This is a genomic window from Paramesorhizobium salinisoli, from assembly GCF_003335045.1.
GTDB classification, from domain to species: Bacteria; Pseudomonadota; Alphaproteobacteria; order Rhizobiales; family Rhizobiaceae; genus Paramesorhizobium; species Paramesorhizobium salinisoli.
In genome coordinates, this window is the sequence record NZ_QOZG01000003.1 from 208,842 (window position 1) to 225,397 (window position 16,556).

The following is a 16,556-nucleotide window of genomic DNA, read 5'->3' on the forward strand; positions in this document are numbered from 1 at the left end:
TCCTGCGCATTGCCGACCGGGGTATAGTTCCGTTTGAAACATGCGGAGAAAAAGCTTAAATCACACCCGACTGGTTTTGATTTTCGCTTTGGGCGGATCCGGCAACAAGAGGAACGTTATGGGTAGTTTTTCAATTTGGCACTGGTTGATCGTGCTCGCCGTCGTGCTGCTGCTGTTCGGCCGTGGCAAGATTCCCGAGCTGATGGGCGATGTGGCCAAGGGCATCAAGAGCTTCAAGAAGGGCATGGCGGATCAGGACGAGGACGAAGTCAATACGGCCAAGACCATCGACAACAATCCTGATGTGCCGGCTTCCCCGGTAAATCCGCCGGTTTCCCGGGCAAAGAAGACCTCGAAGTCCTGATAATACCTCAGATGCTGCGGCATCTGATGCGGATGGAGTCCACGTATCATGCTTGACATCGGTTGGTCCGAGATCCTGGTGATCGCGGTTGTCTTGATCGTGGTCGTCGGACCGAAAGACTTGCCGAAAATGCTGCGCGCATTCGGCAAGGCGTCTTCCAGAATGCGCAAGACGGCGAACGAATTTCGCCGTCAGTTCGACGAGGCGCTGAGGGAAGCTGAGCTCGATGACGTGAAAAACGTGGTCAATGATGCCCGCAGCCTCGATCCGCGTACGGATATCAAGAAAGTATTCGATCCGATCCGTTCCGTCGGGGAGGAACTGCGCTCCAGCCTCAACAAGACGAATGTTCAGCCGGAAGCGACGCCTGTTCCGCCGCCACCGCCGGAGCCGGTGCCTTCCGTTGACGCGCCTGTCGAGGTAGCGCCAGCCGTGGTTTCTGCCTCGAAATCAATCGCGGCGGTGACGGAAAAACCGACCAAAATGACCCCGAAGAGGGCCGCGCCGGCCAAGACCACAAAGCCAAAAGCCTCGAATACTTCCAAACCGGCGGCCGGGCCTGATGCGGTGACGGCTGCAAAGCCTCGCACGAAAACGGCAAGAGCAAAAACAAAAGCGGACGAGACAGGATCGAAAGCGTGAGCATCGAACAGGACGAAATCGAGCAAAGCTCGGCACCGCTGATCGAGCATCTGATCGAACTGCGCCGCCGGCTGATCTGGGCGATCGTGGCGTTTTTCATCGCGTTCGTGCTCTGCTTCGCCTTCGCAAAGCAGCTTTTCAACTTTCTTGTCGTCCCTTATCAATGGGCAATCGCCTGGGCGGGCATGGACAGTTCCAAGGCCGAGCTCATTTACACGGCGCCACAGGAATTCTTCTTCACGCAGGTGAAGGTGGCGATGTTCGGCGGAATAGTCCTAGCCTTTCCGATTATAGCGGCGCAGATCTATAAATTTGTAGCGCCGGGGCTCTACAAGCACGAGCGCATGGCCTTCTTGCCGTTTCTGGTGGCGTCGCCGCTGCTTTTCATTCTAGGCGGCGCATTGGTGTATTTCTTCTTCACGCCGATGGTGATGTGGTTCTTCCTCGCCATGCAGCAGACGGGCGGGGCGGGCGAGGTGCAGATATCGCTTCTGCCGCGCGTATCGGAATATCTCAGCCTGATCATGACGCTGATCTTCGCTTTCGGCCTTGTCTTCCAGCTTCCCGTCGTCACTTCGCTTCTGGCGCGCGCCGGGCTCGTCAGTTCGGAAACGCTGAGGGAGAAGCGCAAATACGCCATCGTCATTGCCTTCGTCGCGGCGGCGATCCTGACGCCGCCCGATCCGGTGAGCCAGATCGGCCTTGCCTTGCCGACCATCCTTCTCTACGAGATTTCCATCTGGACGGCGCGAATGATCGAGCGAAAGCGGGCACTCGCCGAAGCCGAGAAGAATTCGGCAGGCAATATCCCGTCCGCGTCCTGACCCTTCGTTCCGTGCTGCCAGTTCCGGACGCCGGCCTGCCGGCATCCGCCCGTTCAATTCTTATCCACGGCCAATCCCATGCTTGATATCAAATGGATACGCGAGAACCCTGAAGCTTTCGACGGCGCGCTTGCCAGGCGCGGCATGGAGCCATTGTCCGCCGGGCTGGTCGCGCTCGACGAGAAGCGGCGTCAGCATGTCGGCCGGGTGCAGGAGGCGCAGGAGCGCCGCAACGCCGCATCCAAGGAAATTGGCAAGGCGATGGCGCAGAAGGACGCCGCCACTGCGGAGAAGCTGAAGGCCGAGGTCGCCGAGATCAAGAGCTTCCTGCAGGGCGCCGAGGAAGAGGAGCGCCGTCTCGACAAGGAACTGGCGGATGCGCTTGCAATCATCCCGAACCTGCCGCTCGACGATGTGCCTCTAGGCAAGGACGAAGCTGACAATGTCGAAGTTCGACGTATAGGCAACCAGCGCAATTTCGCCTTTCAGCCGAAGGAGCATTTCGAGATCGGCGAAGCCCTTGGTTTTATGGATTTCGAACGCGCCGCCAAGCTTTCGGGCAGCCGGTTCACTGTGCTGAAAGGCCAGCTCGCGCGGCTTGAACGCGCACTCGGCCAATTCATGCTCGACCTGCATACGTCAGAGCATGGCTATATGGAGGTCATGCCGCCACTCTTGGTCAATGACGCGACGATGTTCGGAACCGGCCAACTACCTAAATTTTCTGACGATCTGTTCCGCACCACCGACGGACGCTGGCTAATCCCCACCGCCGAAGTCCCACTGACCAATCTGGTGCGCGAGGAAATCCTCGACCTGAAAGAGTTGCCGATCCGCATGACGGCGCTGACGCCGTGCTTCCGTTCGGAAGCAGGCTCGGCGGGGCGGGATACGCGCGGCATGCTGCGCCAGCACCAATTCTACAAGGTCGAGATGGTGTCGATCACCGACGCGGAAAGCTCGATCGCCGAGCATGAGCGGATGACCGCCTGCGCCGAGGAAGTGCTGAAGCGCCTTGGCCTGCCCTTCCGCACCGTGGTGCTGTGCACCGGCGACATGGGCTTCGGCGCACAGAAGACCTATGACATCGAGGTCTGGCTGCCCGGCCAGAATGCCTATCGCGAGATTTCGAGCTGCTCGGTCTGCGGCGATTTCCAGGGGCGCCGCATGAATGCGCGGTATCGCCCCGAAGGCTCGAAGGCGACGCGATTCGTCCATACGCTGAACGGTTCGGGCGTGGCTGTCGGGCGAGCGCTGGTCGCGGTGCTCGAAAACTATCAGGAGGAGGACGGCAGCGTAACCATTCCTGAAGTTCTTCTTCCTTACATGGGCGGCCTGACAAGGATCGAAAAGCCGGAATAAAGACCGTCTTGAGCCACAGGAAGGAACTGGGATTTGCGTATTCTCCTGACCAATGACGATGGAATCCACGCGGAAGGGCTGGCGGTTCTGGAGCGGATCGCAAGGCAGCTTTCGGATGATATCTGGGTCGTCGCCCCGGAGACAGACCAGAGCGGCCTGGCGCATTCCCTGACGCTTTCCGAGCCGCTGCGCCTGCGCAGGATCGACGACCGCCATTATGCGTTGCGCGGCACGCCGACCGATTGCGTCATCATGGGCGTGCGAAAGATACTCCCCGAAGCGCCCGATCTCATACTGTCGGGCGTCAATTCCGGCGCGAATATCGCCGATGACGTGACCTATTCCGGCACTGTCGCCGGTGCCATCGAGGGCACGCTTCTCGGCATCCGCGCCATCGCCCTTTCGCAGGAATATGATTTCGAGGACGGCAATCGCATCGTTCCATGGGCGACTGCGGAGGTCTGCGCTCCCGATCTCATTCGCAAGCTGATCAAGGCAGATCTCCCGAAAGACGTTCTCCTGAACGTCAATTTCCCCAATTGCGCGCCGGATGACGTCACGGGGACACGCGTGACGGTGCAGGGCAAGCTTTCGCACGACGCGTCCATCGACGAGCGTCGGGATGCGCGCGGCTTTCCATATTTCTGGCTGCGCTTCGGTCGCGGCAAGGCGGATGTCGCCGCGGACAGCGACGTGGCGGCGATCCGCTCGGATGCCATCTCGATCACGCCGCTGCAACTCGACCTGACCGCGCACAAGAGCCGGGCTGCGCTGGCTGAAGTTCTGGGTGTCGAAACCCTATGACGCCAAAGCTTTCGGAGCGGGAGGATTTTGCCGCTTTCGTGCTCAGGATGCGCGGGCGCGGGCTGAACGATCCGCGTCTCTTCACCGCCATCGAGACGACGCCGCGGCGTGGCTTCGTCAACGGCCTGTGGGCTGATGTCGCTTACAAGAATCGCACCATTCCGCTCGATTGCGGGGAATATATCGAAGGACTGGACGATCAGGCGCGGCTGATCTCCTCGCTGAACATCGAGGAAGGGCATCGGGTGCTGGAGATCGGCACCGGCTCGGGCTTCACCGCTTGCGTGATGGGCAGGCTAGGGGGCCGTGTCACGACGATCGAGCGATATAAGACATTGGTGGAACTGACCCGCCAGCGGCTCCAGGCGCTCAAGATCGAGAATGTCGTCGTCAAGCATGCGGACGGGCGGCATGGCCCTCCAGGTGGCGGTCCATTCGACCGCATCATCGTCTGGCCGGCTTTCGAGAGCCTGCCGCGCCATTTCATCGATCTCCTGGCCAGCAATGGCGTGATGATCGCGCCGATCGGGCCGGGTGATGGACAGCAGACAGTGTCACGCCTTGCCAAGATCGGCAGCCGCTTCGAGCGCGAGGATTTGTTGCTGGTGCGCTATCAGCCCTTCGTCGAGGGAGTGGCTTCGGTACTGTGATTTTGTTCCTATGGTATCCGTTGGTGAATCTTTTCGATAAAATCCAGCCATTTTAACCGGCAAGTAAGATTAACGCGGTTTAATCAGCATACTTCTTGTATTGAGTATGGACGGGTTGAACATGCGTTTCAGGGTTTTGGACCAGACGTCCCAGCGGCTTTTGCGGAATGCCGCAATCATTTTAATCGCCGGATTCGGCGCCGGCTGCAGCGCCGATACGATGCGCTTCACCGACGGGATCTATACAGGGTCTACATCCAACCAGCGGTCGATGCTCAGTCGTCCGACGGCTCAGCCATATCCGCAGGCTGCCGCCAGCGCTGCTCCCGTAGATGGAGGCTATACCGGCTCCGTCAATCGTGGCGCGGTCACCCCCGTGACGCAGAGCGCCGCTGTTCAGCGCAACAGCCTGCCGCCGGTGTCGTCAGCGCCAGTAGCAAGCGCCTCCAGCCAGCCTGTACCAGTGGCAGCCGAGCCCAAGGTCGTTCGTCCGGTGGCGGCAGAGCAGCAGATCGCATCTGCAACGCCGGTAGCGCCCGGCGGCGTGAGCCATGTCGTGGTGCAGCCGGGCGAATCGCTCTTCGGCATTGCACGCCGTACGGGCGTTTCACCCAATGCTATCATGCAGGCCAACGGCATAACCGACGCCAATCGAATTCAAGCCGGGCAGAAGCTCAAGGTTCCCGGACAGGGACAGGTAACTGCCGGAGGCGGGGTTGTCGCCGCCAACGGGACGAGAACAGCGGGACAGGTAACCGGCCAGGGGCAGCCCGAGAAGGTTCTGGGGCAGTTGCCGCAAAATCCGCACGCGCCGACCCAGCGTCCCGCCAACAGTGACGTTGCCATCCTGCCGCAGACGCCGGCGGTCAAGGAAAAGCAGCACGGTGCAATAGCGTCGGCAGCGACGACATCGACCACGACGACGCCTCCCGCACCCGGCGGCAGCTATACGGTGCAGAGCGGCGATTCGCTCTATTCGATCTCGCAGAAGACGGGCGCGCCGGTCGAAGCGATCAAGAAAGCCAACGGGTTAGCCAATGGCGCGATCCGCGTCGGCCAGAACCTGGTCATTCCAGGTGCGGCAGGCCGGGCAACGCAGGTCGCCAGCGCTCCCAAGGTCGATCAGGTGAAGACCGGCTCGACACCTCCGGCAACGCAACCCGTCGCTTCAGGGGCCAAGCCATACACGCCGCCGCAGGCAAACAACAAGGTTATCGAGGACGCGGAGAAGAACGTGGCATCGGCGCCCACGTCCACCGGCATTTCGCAAATGCGTTGGCCGGCGCGCGGCCGCGTGCTGAGCAGTTTCGGCCAGCGTGACGGCGGCACGGTCAATGACGGCATCGACATCATGGTGCCCGAAGGCACGCCGGTGAAGGCGGCCGAAAACGGCGTGGTGATCTATGCCGGTGACGGGCTCAAGGAGTTCGGCAATACGGTGCTGGTGCGCCATGAAAACGGGCTGGTGACCGTCTATGGGCACAACAGCAAGATCCTCGTACAGCGCGGACAGAAGGTGCGCCGCGGCGAGGAAATCGCTCGCTCCGGCATGAGCGGCAACGCCAAATCGCCGAAGCTGCATTTCGAGGTGCGCAAGAATTCCTCGCCGGTCAATCCGACGAAGTATCTGGAATCGTAATTCCCAAATAACGGATGAACAAAAAGCCCGCTGAAAAGCGGGCTTTTTGTTTTTTTAAGGCATTCATCTTGGGAAAGGCGATGTGCTTTTCATTCAGAAAACAAAAAACCCCGGCAAAAGCCGGGGTTTTCCTTATCGATATGACGTGATCAGACCGAGTAGTACATGTCGTATTCGACCGGATGCGGCGTCGTTTCGTAACGCAGCGTTTCGGCCATCTTCAGCTCGATGAAGGCGTCGATCTGGTCGTCGTCGAAGACGCCGCCGGCCTTCAGGAAGCCGCGATCCTTGTCGAGGCTCTGCAGCGCTTCGCGCAGCGAACCGCAGACGGTCGGGATCTTCTTGAGCTCCTTCGCAGGCAGGTCGTAGAGATCCTTGTCCATGGCCTGGCCGGGATGGATCTTGTTCTTGATGCCGTCGAGGCCGGCCATCAGCAGGGCAGCGAAGCCGAGATAGGGGTTCGCTGCCGGATCTGGGAAGCGGACTTCGACGCGCTTTGCCTTCGGCGAAGTACCGAAGGGAATACGGCAGGAAGCCGAACGGTTGCGCGCGGAGTAGGCGAGCAGCACGGGTGCTTCATAACCGGGAACCAGCCGCTTGTAGGAGTTGGTCGACGGGTTGGTGAAGGCGTTGACCGCCTTGGCGTGCTTGATGATGCCGCCGATGAAGAACAGGCAGGATTCTGAAAGGCCTGCATATTCGTTTCCGGCGAAGGTCGGCTTGCCATCCTTCCAGATCGACATGTGGACGTGCATGCCCGAGCCATTGTCGCCGAAGACCGGCTTCGGCATGAAGGTCGCCGTCTTGCCATAGGCATTGGCAACCTGATGCACGACATACTTGTAGATCTGCATCTTGTCGGCGTTGCGGACCAGCGTGTCGAACTTGAGGCCGAGTTCATGCTGGGCAGCCGCCACCTCGTGGTGGTGCTTTTCGACCGTCACGCCCATTTCGGTGAGGACGGTGAGCATTTCCGAGCGCATGTCCTGGGCGGAATCGATCGGGGGAACCGGGAAGTAGCCGCCCTTGATGCGCGGACGGTGGCCGAGATTGCCCGTCTCGTAATCGGTGTCGTCGTTCGACGGCAGTTCGGTCGAGTCGAGCTTGAAGCCGGTATTGTACGGATCGGCCTTGTACTTGACGTCGTCGAAGACGAAGAATTCGGCTTCCGGACCGACGAAGATGGTATCGCCGATACCCAGCGACTTCAGATAGGCTTCAGCCTTCTTGGCCGTGCCGCGCGGATCGCGATTGTAGGATTCGCCGGAGATCGGGTCGAGAATGTCGCACATCACCACCAGTGTGGACTGGGCGAAGAACGGATCGATATGGGCCGTCTCGACATCGGGCATCAGCACCATGTCGGACTCGTTGATGGCCTTCCATCCGCCGATCGAGGAGCCGTCGAACATCACGCCATCGGCAAACATTTCTTCGTCGACCATGCCGACGTCCATCGTCACATGTTGCAGCTTGCCCCTTGGATCCGTGAAGCGGAGATCAACGAACTTTACGTCATTGTCCTTGATCTGTTTGAGAATGTCATTAGCAGTCGTCATATCAAATTTCCCTATTACACGACGATGGATGGTGTGCGTGAGGCGTGGTCAAGTCGTCAGATAGCATCGATACCGGATTCACCGGTACGGATGCGGACGACTTCCTCAATGTTGGAGACAAAGATCTTTCCGTCGCCGATCCGGCCGGTCTGCGCGGCTTTGCGAATCGCTTCGATCGCCGCTTCGACGGATTCGTCGCCCAGAACAACTTCCACCTTCACCTTCGGCAGAAAGTCCACGACATATTCAGCCCCGCGATAAAGCTCCGTATGACCTTTTTGCCGTCCGAAGCCCTTGGCCTCGGTGACTGTGATGCCCTGAAGCCCGACTTCCTGAAGTGCTTCCTTCACTTCATCGAGCTTGAATGGTTTGATGATGGCTTCGATCTTTTTCATCAGAGAACGGACTCCGCTTTCCCTTAGGAAACGGACCTCGTGCCCGTTTCGCCTTACTGCAAGCACGAACTGTGCCAAATCTGGGCCAAGTCGGGAAGATTTCCCCCGCTCGGCGATTTATCTGGGTCGGTGCCAAAAAAGGGTTAGAAATGCGCCATGCTGCCGATGGCCTGTCTAAACCCGCAGTATGGCCCCGAGCGAGCCTGTGGTGTCTATATGGTGAAAATATGGGCAGTATGAGTAAAGAATGAGCTTGTTCGCCGTTTTTCCCGGCGGCATCTGGCGACAAAAGGCAAAACATGATGCACGAGCTTCTGACACCAATGGAGATGGGCGAGGCAGACAGGCTTGCGATCGCCGCGGGGCCCTGCGACGGATATGCGCTGATGAGGAATGCCGGTGCGGTCATCGCCCAGGCGGTGCTGAGCCGGTTTCCCGATGCCGGCAGGATCGCCATTCTCTGTGGACCGGGCAACAATGGCGGAGACGGATATGTCGTTGCGAAGCTTTTGGAAGAGGCGGGACTGGACGTTGCCTGTTTCCGCAACCACGCGCCGCGCGAGGGGAGCGATGCCTTACTGGCTGCGGCCGACTATCACGGCCCTGTTCATCTCCTGGACAATTTTACGCCTGGCGATTTCGAACTCGTCATCGATGCGCTCTATGGCGCAGGCCTGTCGCGTCCAATCGATGGCATCGAGCGGTTGATCGTCGAAGCGGTGAATGCCTCGGGCATGCCCGTCGTCGCCGTCGATCTGCCGAGCGGCGTTTCCGGAGCGAGCGGGGCCGTGCTTGGAGCGGCCTTCGAGGCGATGCTGACCGTGACCTTCTTCCGCAAGAAGCCGGGTCATGTCCTGCAGCCGGGGCGGGATCGCTGCGGCGAAATTGTCGTGGCGGATATCGGCATCCGGGAAAATGTGCTCGATGCGATTACGCCGCAATGTTTCGAGAACACGCCGTACCTCTGGCTTCGGGCGTTTCCGACGCTGTCCAACGATACCCATAAATATAGGCGCGGGCACGTTGCCGTATTCTCCGGCGGCCCCACAGCGACGGGCGCTGCGCGACTTTCCGCAAGGGCCGCGGCGCGCATCGGGGCAGGGGCGGTCACCGTCCTGTCGCCACCGGACGCACTTCTCGTCAATGCGGCGCATCTCACCAGCATCATGCTGCGCAAGACGGAAAGCGTCGCCGATGCCGTGGATTTCATCAGGGATCGCAAGGTCTTCTCAGCCGTGCTCGGTCCAGGTTTTGGCGATGCGGCGCGCATCTGCGCGCTCGTCCCGGCATTGCTGGACCGCCATCAGACCGGCGAAGCATTCAAGGGGCTGGTGCTCGATGCTGATGCGCTGACGGCATTCGAGGACAATCCACACATGCTGTTCGACGCCGCCGGAAAGCATGTCGATGCGCTGGTTCTGACGCCGCATGAAGGTGAGTTCCAGCGCCTGTTCGGCTCCATCGGCGTGGACCCGACATTGTCCAAGCTGGAGAAGGCAAGGGCGGCAGCACGGCGCGCCAATGCGGTGATTATCTATAAGGGACCCGACACCGTGATTGCCGCGCCCGATGGCCGGGTAGCGATAAACACCAATGCCACCCCGCTTCTGGCGACGGCCGGATCGGGCGACGTGCTGGCGGGGATGGTTGCCGGAATGCTCGCGCAGGGCATGCCCGCTTTCGAGGCCGCCACCGCTGCCGTATGGCTGCATGCCGATGCGGCAAAACGGTTCGGCCCCGGCCTTATCGCGGAAGACCTGCCGGAAATGCTGCCCGAGGTGCTTGTCGGTTTGGGATTGAATTGAAGCGCTTTCCATTCTTTGGAAATTGCGCGTCTCTCCACACCCCCTCTGGCCTGCCGGCCATCTCCCCCACAAGGGTGGAGATTACGCCTTCATCGACATCGCCACAAATCGCAGACGCCGAAGGGATGAATGCCGAAATTTGTGTCAACCAATCTCCCCCTGTGGGGGAGATGGCCGGCAGGCCAGAGGGGGTATCAAGCGCGAATATCGTAGATGTGGTCTGTTACTCTTTGCAAAGGCTTATACCGGTTATCTGATTCAACCGAACAGCAACCTGTCACACTACCTCAACCCGCTCCATCAACGCCCGTGCGGCATTGGGTGCCCGCACCTTGCCCTCGTGGATGAAATAGACGAAGACATCGCGCGGCTCTTTCGGCGCGGCTTGCTCGGGGTCGGCATAGCGAAGATCGTCCGGTTGGCCGCCCTCGGCCCAGAGCCGTGCCCGCTCCGCCCACCGGTCAAGCGCATCTGCCGTATAGGCGGTGGCGATCTCGTCCTTGCCCTTCTGCAGCCGCGCATAGACGAAGTCGGCGGTGACGTCGGCAATTTCGGGATATTCGAAATGCTCCGCATAGGTGATCGCCACGCCATGCTTGCGGGCAAGCGCGACGAACTCCGGCGTAGCGAACGAGGGATGGCGGACCTCGACCGTATGACGAAGCTTCACGCCATCCTGCTTCTCCGGCAGGAGGGCCAGAAAAGCACCGAAATCTTGCGCGTCGAACTTCTTCGTCGGTGCGAACTGCCAGAGGATCGGCCCGAGATGCGGTCCGAGTTCGATTATGCCCTGCGTCACGAAACGTTCGATCGATTCACCCGCTTCCGCCAGGACACGGCGATTGGTGACGAAGCGGTTTCCCTTGAGTGAGAAGACGAAGCCCTCCGGCACGTCGCTCGCCCATTTGGCAAAGGTCGCAGGCTTCTGCGAGCCGTAATAGGTGCCATTGATCTCGATCGTCGCCAGTTGCCGGCTGGCATAGTGAAGCTCTTTCGTCTTCGCCAGCCCCTCGGGATAAAACGTGCCGCGCCACGGCTCAAATATCCAGCCGCCGATGCCTGCCCGTATCGAGCCGCTCTTTGTCATGGGAGACCTCCCTGTTCAGCCGCATCATACTGTCCAAAGAGTCTGAACTCTCCGGAAGCATACTCTACTCCGCTGCTTCCGCCTTGCGCTTGGGGCGCCGCTCCAGAAGCTCCTTGAGAAACTGTCCCGTATAGGATCTCGCCGCCCCGGCGATGTCTTCCGGCCTGCCGACGGCAACGATCTCGCCGCCGCCATCGCCGCCTTCGGGGCCGAGATCGATCACCCAGTCGGCGGTCTTGATGACTTCCAGATTATGCTCGATGACCACCACCGTGTTGCCCTGGTCGACAAGTTCATGGAGCACTTCGAGAAGCTTGGCCACGTCGTGGAAATGCAGGCCGGTCGTCGGCTCGTCGAGGATATAGAGCGTGCGGCCGGTCGCCTTGCGCGACAGTTCCTTGGCGAGCTTGACGCGTTGCGCCTCGCCGCCGGAAAGCGTCGTTGCCTGCTGGCCGACCTTGACATAGCCGAGACCGACCTTGTTGAGCGTTTCGAGCTTGTCGCGCACGGCGGGAACGGCGGCGAAGAATTCCGCGCCTTCCTCCACCGTCATGTCGAGCACGTCGGCGATCGACTTGCCCTTGAACAGCACGTCGAGTGTCTCGCGATTGTAGCGCTTGCCGTGGCAGACATCGCAGGTCACGTAGACATCGGGCAGGAAGTGCATCTCGATCTTGATGACGCCGTCGCCCTGGCAGGCCTCGCAGCGTCCGCCCTTGACGTTGAAGGAGAAGCGCCCCGGCTGGTAGCCGCGCGCCTTCGCCTCCGGCAATCCGGCGAACCAGTCGCGGATCGGGGTGAAGGCGCCGGTATAGGTGGCCGGGTTCGAGCGCGGCGTGCGCCCGATCGGGGACTGGTCGATATCGATGACTTTATCGAGATATTCCAACCCGTCGATCCGGTCGTGCTCGGCGGCATGCTCGCGCGAACCCATGATGCGGCGTGAAGCGGCCTTGAACAGCGTCTCGATCAGGAAGGTCGATTTGCCGCCGCCGGAAACGCCGGTCACGCAGGTAAACGTCCCGAGCGGGATATCGGCGGAGACATTTTTCAGATTGTTGCCGCGCGCGCCGACCACCTTGATACGCTTTGACTTGGAAATGGCGCGCCGCTCGGCAGGAACGGCAACTTCGCGCGCGCCTGAGAGATATTGCCCCGTCAGCGATTTAGGGCTCGCCATGATTTCGTCGGGCGTGCCCTCGGCGATGATGTGCCCACCATGAATGCCGGCGGCCGGTCCGATATCGACCACGTAATCGGCCGTCAGGATCGCATCCTCGTCATGCTCGACCACAATGACCGTGTTGCCGAGATCGCGCAGATGGCGCAACGTGTCGAGAAGCCGCGCATTGTCGCGCTGATGCAGGCCGATCGACGGCTCGTCCAGGACGTAGAGCACGCCGGTCAGCCCGGAGCCGATCTGCGAGGCAAGCCGGATGCGCTGGCTCTCGCCGCCCGAAAGCGTGCCGGAATTACGTGACAAGGTCAGGTAATCGAGGCCGACATCGTTGAGAAAGCGCAGGCGCTCGCGGATTTCCTTGAGAATGCGCGCTGCGATTTCCCGGTGCTTGTCGTTGAGCGTGGCGTCGATATCACGGAACCAGGCATCCGCTTTGCGGATCGACATCTCCGTGATCTGCCCGATATGCAGCGCGCCGATCTTGACGGCGAGCGCTTCGGGCTTGAGGCGGTAGCCGTTGCAGGCGGGGCAGGGCGTCGACGACATGAAGCGTTCGATTTCCTCGCGCGACCATGCGGAGTCTGTCTCTTTCCAGCGCCGCTCCAGATTGGGAATGACTCCCTCGAACGTCTTGGTGGTCTTGTAGGCGCGCAAGCCGTCATCATAGGAAAAGACGATTTCCTTCGAGCCGGTGCCCTGCAGGATTGCCTGCTGGGCATCCTCCGCCAAGTCGCGCCAGCGGTCGCCAAGCTTGAAGCCGTAGGTAGCGCCCAGCGCTTCCAGCGTCTGATTGTAATAGGGTGAGCTTGACCGAGCCCATGGCGCAATCGCGCCTTCGCGCAGCGTCACGCCTTCGTCGGGGATGATCAGATTAGGATCGATCGCCTGCTGCGTGCCGAGGCCGTCGCAGGTAGGGCAGGCGCCGAAGGGATTGTTGAAGGAGAACAGCCGCGGCTCGATCTCTGAAATCGTGAAGCCTGAGACGGGGCAGGCGAATTTCTCCGAGAACAGCAGGCGCTCATGCGTTTCGTTCTTGGACTTGTTGGCGGATTCGCTCGCCGTCTCGCTGGCGGGAAGCGGCTTGTCGGCAAATTCGGCGATTGCCAGGCCATCGGCCAGCTTCAGGCAGGTCTCCAGACTGTCAGCCAGTCGCGAGGCGAGATCGGGGCGCACCACGACGCGGTCGACCACCACGTCGATGTCATGCTTGTATTTCTTGTCGAGCGCCGGCACCTCGCCGATCTCATAGAAGACGCCGTCCACCTTGACGCGCTGAAAGCCCTTCTTTTGAAGCTCCGCCAGTTCCTTGCGGTATTCGCCCTTGCGCCCGCGCACCATCGGTGCCGTGATATAGAGCCGCGTGCCTTCCTCGACCGCCATGACGCGATCGACCATCTGGCTGATCGTCTGGCTCTCGATAGGCAGGCCCGTCGCCGGCGAATAGGGAATGCCCACGCGCGCGAAAAGCAGGCGCATGTAATCGTAGATCTCGGTGACGGTGCCGACGGTCGAGCGGGGATTGCGGCTTGTGGTCTTCTGTTCGATGGATATGGCAGGAGAAAGCCCGTCGATCTGGTCGACATCCGGCTTCTGCATCATCTCCAGGAACTGGCGCGCATAGGCCGAAAGGCTTTCGACATAACGACGCTGGCCCTCCGCATAGATCGTGTCGAAGGCGAGCGAGGACTTGCCCGAACCCGACAGGCCCGTCATGACGATAAGCTTGTCGCGGGGCAGGTCGAGATCGACATTTTTCAGGTTGTGTTCGCGCGCACCGCGTATGGAAATATATTTCTGATCGCTCATTCGCGCCCTGCCATCCTGTCATCGGCGAAAAATTCAACCACGGCATCCGGTTCGAACCCCGGAGCCGCTTCGTATAGAGGCATGATCCACACGGAGAATATTTCTTCGCGGGATCATATATGAATCTTATTGTCGCAACGTCCCTGTGCACATGACGTTCCAGTGGAAACCGCTATCGCCAGATGAAGCGGGGTCGCCGCCATCTTGGAGATGTCGCTTCTTAGCACCGGAACAAACATCGAACAACCACCCTTCAAATAAGCGATCGTAAATGTGATGACAAGATTGTTGACGAATGCTCCTGACAAGCGCAGTATTTTCTTGTCCGACGGTAGGGCAACGAAGGATGATTGTACGGACGAGCAAACATCGTAAGAAGCCCACCGATCGTACGAAACAGCCAACTGGCAGGGAGAGGAGCATGAGTCCACCTGATAGTTCGCCTGAGGCCTCCTGAGTGAGGCCACAACCGGTTGTCGTATATCGTCAGTGACGGTCGTCAGCCGATTGCCGAAAATTTCGAATATTACGCACGAGGAAACAAGCGCTGAATGCGCAAAGGTTTCCTGTTGTTTGCCGGTGAATCAATGCCGGCAAAAAGGGTGATCCCCAAACCAGCCCCGCGCGCCACGGATTGAAGAGCGGCGGGGCTATTTCATGTCGGTAAATCAGCATATTGCCACATGTTTTATCCACATAATGAGAGCCTTACGGCCGCGCAACGGATATTGCGCTTGCAATTTGTCCGATATCATCTAGAACAAAGAGAGAACAACAACTCCTGTGGATAGTTGCGACTAATTTCCCATACGGATGCGCGCCATGCGCATCGCTTCTGTATGGTGTCCGACAACACAGTAATTTGGAGTGCGTTTCATGGCAGGCAGCGTCAACAAGGTCATTCTCGTCGGCAATCTCGGAGCAGACCCGGAAATCCGGCGCCTGAATTCCGGCGATCCGGTCGTCAATCTGCGCATCGCCACCTCTGAAACCTGGCGCGACAAGCAGTCCGGCGAGCGCAAGGAAAAGACCGAATGGCATAGTGTCGTCATCTTCAACGACAATCTGGCCAAGGTGGCCGAGCAGTATTTGAAGAAGGGTGCCAAGGTCTATATCGAAGGCTCGCTGCAGACGCGTAAGTGGCAGGACCAGACCGGCAATGAACGCTACACGACTGAAATCGTGCTGCAGAAGTTCCGCGGCGAATTGCAGATGCTCGATACCCGTGGCGAAGGCGGCGGCAGCGGACGGTCCTTCGAGGGCGGTGGTGGACGCGGGGGCAATCAGGTGTCCGATTATCCCGACAACGGTTCCGACTTCGGCCGCTCCAGCCCGTCATCGGGCGGTGGCAGCAGCGGTGGCGGCGGTGGCTTCTCCCGCGATCTCGATGACGAGATTCCATTTTGAGCATAACCTATTCGAGATAGATGAAGGCGCTGGTCAGCCTGTGATCAGCGCCTTTATGCCATCTGCGACGAACTGGACGGCGAGAGCCGCCAGGATAACGCCGAGGAGGCGGGTGAGGATGGAGCGGCCGGTTTCACCGAGAAACTTGTCGATCCTCTCCGCAAGCAGGAAAACCAGGTAGGAAAGCACGATACAGGCAAGGATGATGAGAATCAGCACCAGCCGCGGCCCCGTATCGTAGAAGGAGCCGCCGAGCAGGATCGTGGCGGAAATCGCGCCGGGGCCGGCAATCAGCGGGATCGCCAGCGGAAAAGCCGCGATGTTGCGGATATGATCCCGGGTGATCGCTACCTCCGCACTTTTTTCGTGCCGTTCCTGACGGCGCTCGAAGATCATCTCGAAGGCGATCCAGAAAAGCAGCATGCCGCCCGCGACGCGGAACGCGCCGATGGTGATGCCGAATACGCCCAGTATCTGCGCGCCGGCGATGGCGAACAACGTCAGCACGCAGAAAGCTATGATGCTCGCGCGCATCGCCACCTGGCCGCGCTCCTGCCGGTCCATCCCGGTCGTCAGAGCCAGGAACAGCGGTGCGAGGCCCGGGGGGTCGATGGTGACAAGCAGCGTGACGAAAGCGCTGGAGAGATTGTCGTAAAAGCTCATCGGTGCCGCTTTCTCGTGTCGGGTTGGGTGATCTTAGGCCATCGGCCCGAAAACCGGAATCGGTTTCAAAAGCAGATATGCAGATTCAACAGCTTGCGGCGTCCTGAAGAATGCTCGGCACCGCAGCCAAGCTTTGTGACGTGCCGGGGTCTCTGCCCAGCGTTTCCGGTGTCCGCCGATAGGTGTCGGAGAGGAGTTGCGCCGCTGCTCGCCTGCCCAATCGTGGCGTGATTGTGTCCTGTGATTCGCCGGCTTTATAACAATATTTCTATCGCATTGAAATGTAAGGGTAATTATCCCCCGTTAAAGCCTCTCCAAATTGGCATTTTCGGGTGGTTTCCGCTATAAGGGCAGCATCGATTCTTGCAT

At 59.9% G+C, this 16,556-nt stretch carries 14 protein-coding genes; 9 read left to right on the forward strand and 5 right to left on the reverse strand.

Annotated elements, in window-relative coordinates; translation table 11 throughout:
* Positions 1-118: 118 nt before the first annotated feature.
* The 7 genes from DUT91_RS07995 to DUT91_RS08025 all read left to right on the forward strand — a co-directional run bounded on the left by DUT91_RS07995 (position 119) and on the right by DUT91_RS08025 (position 6,285).
* Positions 119-364: a twin-arginine translocase TatA/TatE family subunit gene (locus DUT91_RS07995; protein ID WP_114440165.1), complete on the forward strand. Its 246-nt coding sequence runs from the start codon at positions 119-121 to the stop codon at positions 362-364.
* A gap of 48 nt (positions 365-412) precedes the next feature.
* Positions 413-1,006 (forward strand): Sec-independent protein translocase protein TatB, encoded by a 594-nt coding sequence (tatB, locus tag DUT91_RS08000; protein WP_114439858.1) that lies wholly within the window; start codon positions 413-415, stop codon positions 1,004-1,006.
* Positions 1,003-1,830: a twin-arginine translocase subunit TatC gene (tatC, locus tag DUT91_RS08005; protein ID WP_114439859.1), complete on the forward strand. Its 828-nt coding sequence runs from the start codon at positions 1,003-1,005 to the stop codon at positions 1,828-1,830. Before tatB ends, tatC begins: the two co-directional genes overlap by 4 nt.
* 78 nt (positions 1,831-1,908) lie before the next feature.
* The gene (gene serS, locus DUT91_RS08010; RefSeq protein ID WP_114439860.1) at positions 1,909-3,192 is read left to right on the forward strand and encodes a serine--tRNA ligase; all 1,284 of its coding nucleotides are present in this window, start codon (positions 1,909-1,911) and stop codon (positions 3,190-3,192) included.
* A 33-nt stretch (positions 3,193-3,225) separates the two neighbouring features.
* On the forward strand, positions 3,226-3,996 hold the full coding sequence (surE, locus tag DUT91_RS08015; RefSeq protein WP_114439861.1) for a 5'/3'-nucleotidase SurE: 771 nt from the start codon (positions 3,226-3,228) through the stop codon (positions 3,994-3,996).
* Positions 3,993-4,646 carry a protein-L-isoaspartate(D-aspartate) O-methyltransferase gene (locus tag DUT91_RS08020; RefSeq protein ID WP_114439862.1) on the forward strand — a complete coding sequence of 218 codons (654 nt, stop codon included), beginning with the start codon at positions 3,993-3,995 and terminating at the stop codon, positions 4,644-4,646. The genes surE and DUT91_RS08020 overlap by 4 nt, the downstream gene beginning before the upstream one ends.
* A gap of 106 nt (positions 4,647-4,752) precedes the next feature.
* Positions 4,753-6,285, forward strand: a complete 1,533-nt coding sequence (locus DUT91_RS08025) for a peptidoglycan DD-metalloendopeptidase family protein (protein WP_425373762.1) — start codon at positions 4,753-4,755, stop codon at positions 6,283-6,285.
* Positions 6,286-6,434: 149 nt separating this feature from the next.
* Here the strand turns inward: DUT91_RS08025 and glnA are convergent, their stop codons facing one another.
* Together glnA and DUT91_RS08035 are read right to left on the reverse strand one after the other, a co-directional pair.
* The gene (glnA, locus tag DUT91_RS08030; RefSeq protein WP_114439864.1) at positions 6,435-7,844 is read right to left on the reverse strand and encodes a type I glutamate--ammonia ligase; all 1,410 of its coding nucleotides are present in this window, start codon (positions 7,842-7,844) and stop codon (positions 6,435-6,437) included.
* Between the two features lie 56 nt (positions 7,845-7,900).
* Positions 7,901-8,239: a P-II family nitrogen regulator gene (locus DUT91_RS08035; RefSeq protein WP_105744332.1), complete on the reverse strand. Its 339-nt coding sequence runs from the start codon at positions 8,237-8,239 to the stop codon at positions 7,901-7,903.
* A gap of 302 nt (positions 8,240-8,541) precedes the next feature.
* Between DUT91_RS08035 and DUT91_RS08040 the strand changes: the two genes are divergently transcribed.
* Positions 8,542-10,044 (forward strand): NAD(P)H-hydrate dehydratase, encoded by a 1,503-nt coding sequence (locus DUT91_RS08040; protein WP_114439865.1) that lies wholly within the window; start codon positions 8,542-8,544, stop codon positions 10,042-10,044.
* A gap of 277 nt (positions 10,045-10,321) precedes the next feature.
* Here DUT91_RS08040 and DUT91_RS08050 read toward each other — a convergent pair whose 3' ends face one another.
* A complete protein-coding gene (locus DUT91_RS08050; protein WP_114439866.1) occupies positions 10,322-11,131 on the reverse strand; it encodes a DUF72 domain-containing protein in 810 nt (269 codons plus the stop codon).
* A gap of 64 nt (positions 11,132-11,195) precedes the next feature.
* On the reverse strand, positions 11,196-14,117 hold the full coding sequence (gene uvrA / locus DUT91_RS08055; protein ID WP_114439867.1) for an excinuclease ABC subunit UvrA: 2,922 nt from the start codon (positions 14,115-14,117) through the stop codon (positions 11,196-11,198).
* Positions 14,118-14,993: 876 nt separating this feature from the next.
* Between uvrA and DUT91_RS08060 the strand changes: the two genes are divergently transcribed.
* Positions 14,994-15,524 (forward strand): single-stranded DNA-binding protein, encoded by a 531-nt coding sequence (locus DUT91_RS08060; protein WP_114439868.1) that lies wholly within the window; start codon positions 14,994-14,996, stop codon positions 15,522-15,524.
* Positions 15,525-15,557: 33 nt separating this feature from the next.
* On the opposite strand, the gene DUT91_RS08065 is transcribed toward DUT91_RS08060, so the two are convergent.
* Entirely contained in the window at positions 15,558-16,187 is a 630-nt protein-coding gene (locus DUT91_RS08065; RefSeq protein WP_114439869.1) for a MarC family protein, read from the reverse strand.
* Between the last annotated feature and the right edge of the window lie 369 nt (positions 16,188-16,556).